The sequence below is a fragment of the Microbulbifer pacificus genome, from assembly GCF_002959965.1.
In the GTDB taxonomy this organism is placed as follows: Bacteria; Pseudomonadota; Gammaproteobacteria; order Pseudomonadales; family Cellvibrionaceae; genus Microbulbifer; species Microbulbifer pacificus_A.
The window spans coordinates 1-6,507 of record NZ_PREV01000005.1 but is presented as its reverse complement, the minus strand read 5'-3'; the positions used below and the strand labels follow the sequence as shown (position 1 = coordinate 6,507).

At 34.3% G+C, this 6,507-nt stretch carries 12 protein-coding genes; 5 read left to right on the top strand and 7 right to left on the bottom strand.

Annotated features, from left to right (window positions below):
* Positions 1-95: 95 nt before the first annotated feature.
* From C3938_RS00240 to C3938_RS00225, 5 genes are all read right to left on the bottom strand, one after another.
* Positions 96-389, bottom strand: coding sequence for a hypothetical protein (locus C3938_RS00240; RefSeq protein ID WP_105101313.1), 294 nt, complete (start codon positions 387-389; stop codon positions 96-98).
* Positions 386-721 (bottom strand): helix-turn-helix domain-containing protein, encoded by a 336-nt coding sequence (locus tag C3938_RS00235; protein WP_158681480.1) that lies wholly within the window; start codon positions 719-721, stop codon positions 386-388. The genes C3938_RS00240 and C3938_RS00235 overlap by 4 nt, the downstream gene beginning before the upstream one ends.
* Positions 722-836: 115 nt before the next feature.
* Complete coding sequence (locus C3938_RS00230; protein ID WP_105101311.1) at positions 837-1,136, bottom strand: helix-turn-helix domain-containing protein; 300 nt, start codon at positions 1,134-1,136, stop codon at positions 837-839.
* Positions 1,137-1,149: 13 nt separating this feature from the next.
* The gene (locus tag C3938_RS17655; protein ID WP_158681479.1) at positions 1,150-1,470 is read right to left on the bottom strand and encodes a hypothetical protein; all 321 of its coding nucleotides are present in this window, start codon (positions 1,468-1,470) and stop codon (positions 1,150-1,152) included.
* Positions 1,470-2,264: a phage regulatory protein/antirepressor Ant gene (locus tag C3938_RS00225; RefSeq protein ID WP_199775448.1), complete on the bottom strand. Its 795-nt coding sequence runs from the start codon at positions 2,262-2,264 to the stop codon at positions 1,470-1,472. Before C3938_RS00225 ends, C3938_RS17655 begins: the two co-directional genes overlap by 1 nt.
* Positions 2,265-2,323: 59 nt before the next feature.
* Between C3938_RS00225 and C3938_RS17650 the strand changes: the two genes are divergently transcribed.
* Positions 2,324-2,506 carry a hypothetical protein gene (locus C3938_RS17650; RefSeq protein WP_158681478.1) on the top strand — a complete coding sequence of 61 codons (183 nt, stop codon included), beginning with the start codon at positions 2,324-2,326 and terminating at the stop codon, positions 2,504-2,506.
* On the opposite strand, the gene C3938_RS17645 is transcribed toward C3938_RS17650, so the two are convergent.
* Positions 2,503-2,673 (bottom strand): hypothetical protein, encoded by a 171-nt coding sequence (locus C3938_RS17645; RefSeq protein ID WP_158681477.1) that lies wholly within the window; start codon positions 2,671-2,673, stop codon positions 2,503-2,505. The genes C3938_RS17650 and C3938_RS17645 overlap by 4 nt on opposite strands.
* Before the next feature lie 11 nt (positions 2,674-2,684).
* Positions 2,685-2,912 (bottom strand): helix-turn-helix transcriptional regulator, encoded by a 228-nt coding sequence (locus C3938_RS00220; protein ID WP_199775447.1) that lies wholly within the window; start codon positions 2,910-2,912, stop codon positions 2,685-2,687.
* A 162-nt stretch (positions 2,913-3,074) separates the two neighbouring features.
* On the opposite strand from C3938_RS00220, the gene C3938_RS00215 reads away from it, so the two are divergent.
* From C3938_RS00215 to C3938_RS00200, 4 genes are all read left to right on the top strand, one after another.
* Positions 3,075-3,428 (top strand): helix-turn-helix domain-containing protein, encoded by a 354-nt coding sequence (locus C3938_RS00215; RefSeq protein WP_105101308.1) that lies wholly within the window; start codon positions 3,075-3,077, stop codon positions 3,426-3,428.
* Between the two features lie 47 nt (positions 3,429-3,475).
* The gene (locus C3938_RS00210) at positions 3,476-4,063 is read left to right on the top strand and encodes a hypothetical protein (protein WP_105101307.1); all 588 of its coding nucleotides are present in this window, start codon (positions 3,476-3,478) and stop codon (positions 4,061-4,063) included.
* A gap of 619 nt (positions 4,064-4,682) precedes the next feature.
* Positions 4,683-5,147, top strand: a complete 465-nt coding sequence (locus C3938_RS00205) for an ImmA/IrrE family metallo-endopeptidase (protein ID WP_199775446.1) — start codon at positions 4,683-4,685, stop codon at positions 5,145-5,147.
* 140 nt (positions 5,148-5,287) lie between these two features.
* Positions 5,288-6,403 (top strand): tyrosine-type recombinase/integrase, encoded by a 1,116-nt coding sequence (locus C3938_RS00200; RefSeq protein WP_105101305.1) that lies wholly within the window; start codon positions 5,288-5,290, stop codon positions 6,401-6,403.
* Positions 6,404-6,507: the final 104 nt, after the last annotated feature.

Sequence of the window (6,507 nt, the reverse complement as noted above, 5' to 3'; positions counted from 1 at the left end):
TTGGAATAACTCCTAACTGTTAGTTAATGCGTAAAACAAGAATGCTAACGCTGCGACGAATGCGAATGTATGAAACACGTTATATGCTCGTTTACTCATATCGCTTTTTCCTCAAGATGCATGATCACTTTCTCTGGACTAATTCCTCTTTGCTTTAAATCTTCAATTAATGCTTGGTAACTATCATCGGCCTGTTTTCTTTCATTGAGATATACGAATCGTTCTAGTGATTTGATTAAGTCCTCACCTCTTGTTAGTGCCTTCTCAAAATTGCCAGCTTGTGCGTTTGTATTAATTGACATTGCCAATTCAGCCATACAGCTAAATTCGTTCTTTGCTTTTTGAATGTCTTTCTCTCTGAAATGATCTTTGAAATTCATCTTTTTCATGCTATCCCTCCTAAAAATATGGTCATTACACCGGTTAATGCGCTTGCTACTTGCGTTAGTATCTCCATTGCTTGTGCAACGTCGATGTTAAACATGATGGATAGTACAACGTCCTGCGAGTTCGTATTGTTTGCCCACTTTAGAAACTCTCTATGGCGAACTGGTAATAAACCCGATTCCATTCTTGATATGTTGCTTCTAGATAGGTGCATTTTTTCACCCATCTTTTCTTGACTCCAACCTTTACGCTTACGCATAAACCTTAGCTTTTTTCCTATTTCAACATCGTCTAGTTCCTCTAGTTGTAAGTTAGCTTGTTTGTAGTGAAGCATTGTTTTCACCCCTTTCTGTGCATAGTTTGCACGCTTGTCGTACGATTGCAGGGGTTGCACAGTATATCTAGGATTGCAACGTTATAATGTAATTACCGGCTCCCTCAGTTGGTTTCTAGTTTGCTTGTAGAGTTGATTGCTGATTAATCCAGTGGATCAATGCTTGGTAAGGAACACGAATGATTTTCCCATCCCTCAAATGCGGGAATCCTGTCTGTTTATGTCTCTTTATCAATTCGTAAGTTTTATTAACGCCAAATCCTAATATTTCTGAAGCTTCTCTGACTGAAATCGTCTTTGGATGATTTTGATCTTGGTGAGATTGAGATAGAGAACTAATTAACAATTTTATTTCTTGTTGATGCTTCTCGTTCTCTTCTCGGACTATTTGACGGATAGTGTCTTCCATTGACATTTAGATGGCCTCCTTATATGAATTGGATGATGCAGTAAGTTTCGCTATTATGTTTGGAAGAAAAAACTACATCGTCCCCAGATAAGTTTGTGTGGTAATTCTTTTCAGCAAACGATAGATAGCTTTCATTTGTCATGATTGTGATAACTGCTCCACCATCAAGGGATCTATCGAATAATACGTTTTGTACTTTTGCTTCCGTGTGCAAAAATGGTTCACTTTGAAAATCATGGTGATAAAATTCAACATTTATTTTTATCAAATCATTGCTTGATTTTTCTACTATTCTTTTATAAGTTCTATCAAAAGAATTTAAGTTTAAAATTTTACTCATTAATGAACACCTTCTAGCTTTTTGCGGTTGTTTAAGTTAATTTCCATCAAAGGAAGAATTCCTTCACTTTTCAAAGATTCATAGATAAATAGTCTTCCTTTCTGAGTCCATTTTGTGTGCATACGAACCGACTTCCTACCATCGGTATGAGTAATGTCGACAGTGTTAGATTTCGTATATCCGTTACCTTTGTGCTTGGAATAAAGCAACCATTGCCCGCCCATCTTGTATTGAATGCCGATTTGGTTTAGTAATTTATTCATTTCTTGACCAGTCATTCCGTAATCCTCAGCAACTTGGGAGACAGCAACAGAATCAGTCGATTTAAGAATTTCATCTAAATACGTAATTTTAGGCTCGTATTCTGATACACGTTGTTCTAATACTCGATTTTTAGTTTCAAGTTCTTTTTTCTCTTTTTGTTCACTAATCCATATTTCAGCCCGTTTGATTGGATCATCAATCATGTAGGATGGTTTATTTAATTCTTTAAGTTGCTGTTCCATTTGATTAAAAGCTTTCATATAATTCATTTTGAATTTCATTGCTTTCTTACCAGTGAATCCCATAATGAGTAATGTAAATCCATCTCGATTCATTAGGTATTGAACAAACTCTTGATTGTTTTTTTCATGAATATAGGTTGTTTCATAAAACATATCTTTTGCTGGCTCATTTTTGAGCAGGCCCCTAATATCACGAATCACATTTTTATGCTCTTTGCCAAAATCTCTTGCGATGTTCCTTGAGCTTGTAACTACTTGGTCATTTGATTTAAAAACTAATTGATTCATTTGAATCACTCCTTATTTTTATTTCCATCTTTTTCTAGTAAACTAGTACTAGAAAGGTGGTGAATAAATTGAATACAAATTACATTCCTCAAGCTGTGGAAATACTTAAAGCAATGTATGGGCACAATTCCAACACGCACTCATCGGTAGGTCGAACTGATATTGGTCCAGAACCTTTGACTGCTGAACAAGTTGCGAAAGATTTAAGAGTTATTTATGAAGAAATGACTAAAAGAGATTAACTCTTTAAAATGTCTGCCATAGCTGCAACTGTGGCAGACTCACCTATAATAATTTTTTCTTCAAGATGATTTACTACAATTTCCTGAGCTTTGATTAAGTTTTTTTCTTTCTCTAGTTGTACATTCAATAATTGCTTTCTGATTTCTTGTTCTGTTAGTTCATTCATTTGATTACCTCCTATATAGCTTGTTTTTGCGATAGAAACATTTTGTTGCTTTTACTTTCAAAAAAAATGGTCCAATCTAGGTCTAAAACTTCTGATATTCTTTTTGCGGTTGTAACACTAGGAGTTCTTTCACCGCTTTCAATCATACCGTAATATTGGCGCTTTATACCGACTTTGTCAGCAACCTGTTGATGTGTAAGACCTTTTGATTTTCGAGGATTTGCTAACCATTCTCTCAAGTAAATCACCTCCAAAAGAAACATTTTGTTGCTTGTTAATTTATATTATACGCAACATTTTGTTTCTGTCAACACTTCTATGCAATTTTTTGTTACCTTTATTTAAAGCAACTGATTGTTGCGTTATACTTATGATATTAAGTTTTCTAAGGAGTAGTAAATATGAGTTTTCAAAACCGTTTGAAGATGTTAAGAACTAAACGAGGATTAAAACAACAAGACGTTGCCGAAATATTAGGGATTACAAGACAAGCGTATGGTTATTATGAAAGTGAAAGTAATAAAAGAGAACCAGATCTTGAAACTTTAGTTAAATTATCTAAATACTTTGATGTTACTGTTGATTACTTGCTAGGTAATGAGAATGATGAAAACATAAAAGACTATTACATAAGGAAGTTTGAGAAAGAGTTCCCAGATATTGATTTAATGTTTGATGACATGAAATCTTTCACTTCCGAAGACATGAGGGAATTGTACAATTACGTTAAGTTTAAAAAGAGCCAAAAAGAATAGAGAGAATGGCTATTATATAGATAATAATTAATTGAGGGGGCGATTTTTTGAAGAAGTTAATATTTATGTTTCTAACAACAACATTTATCCTAGGAGGATGCTCTAGCGAACCAAGTCAACTATCTACTGAAGATATAGAGGGTCTTTCACTAGAGGAGCAGACAACTGCCATTGTTGAAAATGCTAAGTTATTTGAGGATTTTGACTTGGTAGTAAAAGATAATTCAATTGCAGTAATTTATCCAACTGAATACATACCAGATAGCACATTAGTTCTTGATGATTCTAAAGAAAGTTTTCCTAATGTAGCTATGACGCTGGTGGAACACTTATCCGTTTTGGATGCAAATGAAATTGTAATTACCTCATACGAACCAGGAGAACTAGATGATCTGACAAGAGTTTCCGCTTTATTTAATAAAGATACTATAAACGATTTGGATTTCGAAGACTGGAAAGAGAATAAAGAAAAATTCCCCCAAAGAGTTTATAGATACTCAGATAGTTATTTGATAAGAGGCAACATATGGGAGAAACTTGACGAGGAAATACAAGGTGAAATTGGTAATCACTCTAAGAATGAGATAAATTCAGAAAGTGACTTTTGGAATTACTACGGTAGAATAGTAGAGTGATAGTAGGTGTACAGTGTGCACCTTTTCAATAATAAGAAAGAAATTGCCCCACTATAAAGTAATTTATAGATGCAAACTGGATGAATTCATGGAAAACCTAAGTCAAAAGATACGGCAACCATGAGCCAAGCCGAATGAAGTTCTTCAAGTGTAGTTCGGAAGGTGCAACGCATAGGTGTTGAGGAAGGACAACCAATAATACACCCACGAGCGTCCGGCGTCCTATTAGGATGATAAGATATGCTGAACTTTATGGAAACATAAAGAAACCCTGGATAAAAAGCCAGGGGTGACAACAAAATTGATTGCTAAATTATCACACTTGACCGAAGCAACGAACCAACTAGCACACATCACCGACGTAACGAAAGAAGTTAACCGTATAACAGCGGAAATAACATCACCATTACAAGGAATCGGAGTTGATACGTTGATCGGAAAAGAGTTTAATGAAGTAACGGGTAAATTATCTTCTTTCTTATATTATAACATTATAAGTAAAAATTATACCAATATATAACTTTTACTTATCTCAAAGGGGTACAAATACTGTACACCTTCTCTTTTAACCAAAAACAGAACGTATATTCTACAATTAAGGGCCATGGGAGGTCATAATTTGTATTCACATCTTGAGGACTATATCTTTAGAATATTTAGCTCTATCGGTGTCGAACAACCAAAAGACTTAGACATGCATACAATTGCAAACAAATTAGGGGTAGAAATCACATATCAGAAACGCGCTTTTAGGTTGGATAATGAAATTGTATTAGTTAAGAGTACAGCTCGAATCGAATGGATGATTTTCGGACATGAAGCTTGTCATTACCTAAGACATTCTGGGAACCAGTTGTTAATGAATCAATTGTTTTTTGATTTACAAGAATGGCAGGCGGATCATTTTGCATATCACTTTTGTGTACCGACTTTTATGTTAGATCAATTGGGAGAAATATCAGTCTATGACATTGTTAATCTATTTAACGTAGATTTTGAGTTTGCTATAAAACGACTTGAAATGTACCAAAACAAACAATATATAAGGGAGCGATACCATGAAAATTACCTCATTGGATACTAAAAGAAAGCAAAAGCAATTAGAACAAAGGTTAAAGTTACCGGTTTATGATCAAATTTGGAAAGATGAAGAAGGAAACATAAGAGGTAACAGAATAGACTTTGTTGAGATACCAAAGCATTTAATAAACGGGAGGAATTAAAGTGAGAGGTCATATCGCTAGAAAAGATAAACGATATTATATTGTTGTAGATATTGGCACAGGTGAAAAACGAAAACAAAAATGGTTATCTGGATACGATTCGAAGAAAGCTGCAGAAGAAGAACTGCCTCGAATATTAAATGAGTTAAACCAAGGTGTGTATGTAGAGCCATCTAAATTACCATATAGTGATTTTTTAGATTCGTGGCACCAAAATAAAAAGAATAAGGTCAGCGCAAACACTCATGAAACCTATAAACACATGATTAATAAACATATAAAACCCGGATTAGGTCGTTTTAAGCTGAATAAATTAAACAGTCTTGCTATAGATAATTTTTATTCAGAATTGGAGGACCAAGGGAAATCGACTGCTACTATAAAGAAAATCCATTCCATTATACGCGCGTCTTTAGAATACGCTTTACAGTACCAATTGATAAAAAGAAATCCTGCTAGTGTCGTTAAGACACCTACAGTAAAACACAAAGATATTAAAGTTTGGGATGAAACACAAATGATTACGTTCTTGGACTTTGTGGAAGATGAATGGGATCACCTTGTTTACCATCTTGCATTATATACAGGAATGAGAAAGGGTGAAATACTAGGACTCAAATGGCAAGACATCGACTTCATTAATAATAAAATTCGAGTGATGCGATCATACTCCAAAACTGGTTTTTCAGAAGGTAAGACAAAAAATGCTATACGTGTAATTGATATTGGAAAAGATACGATTGATTTATTGATAAAAAGAAAAAAGGTTGTTTCAGCAATTAAATTACAATTGGGTGAGGATTACGATGACCAGGATTTAATTATTTGTCGTGCTGTAGGTGATCCCGTAGATGTGCGTAATGTGAATAGAAGATTTGATAAATTCGTGGAGCGATCTAAACTTCCAAAAATCAGATTCCATGATATGAGACACACACATGCAACATTAATGTTAAAAATGGGAGTACCAGTAAAAGTTGTTTCAGAAAGATTAGGACACGGTTCTATAGAAATGACCTTAAATACGTATACTCATTTATTGCCTTCTATGCAACTTGAAGCTGTTCAAACTTTTAATGAAAATATGGAAAAAGTTAAGAACATATATTCTATTTAAATGCGTTCGTTAGAAGAATGTTAGAAGAAATTTAAAAAAGGCTTTCCCCAATCATGGAGAAAGCCTTATATATCAAGAGCTTCCAAGCGGACTTGAACCGCTGA

Excerpts from the sequence above, each read along its gene's own strand:
- C3938_RS00240 (WP_105101313.1), bottom strand. The coding sequence starts at position 389 with ATGAAAAAGATGAATTTCAAAGATCATTTCAGAGAGAAAGACATTCAA.
- C3938_RS00235 (WP_158681480.1), bottom strand. The coding sequence starts at position 721 with ATGCTTCACTACAAACAAGCTAACTTACAACTAGAGGAACTAGACGAT.
- C3938_RS00230 (WP_105101311.1), bottom strand. The coding sequence starts at position 1,136 with ATGTCAATGGAAGACACTATCCGTCAAATAGTCCGAGAAGAGAACGAG.
- C3938_RS17655 (WP_158681479.1), bottom strand. The coding sequence starts at position 1,470 with ATGAGTAAAATTTTAAACTTAAATTCTTTTGATAGAACTTATAAAAGA.
- C3938_RS00225 (WP_199775448.1), bottom strand. The coding sequence starts at position 2,264 with ATGAATCAATTAGTTTTTAAATCAAATGACCAAGTAGTTACAAGCTCA.
- C3938_RS17645 (WP_158681477.1), bottom strand. The coding sequence starts at position 2,673 with ATGAATGAACTAACAGAACAAGAAATCAGAAAGCAATTATTGAATGTA.
- C3938_RS00215 (WP_105101308.1), top strand. The coding sequence starts at position 3,075 with ATGAGTTTTCAAAACCGTTTGAAGATGTTAAGAACTAAACGAGGATTA.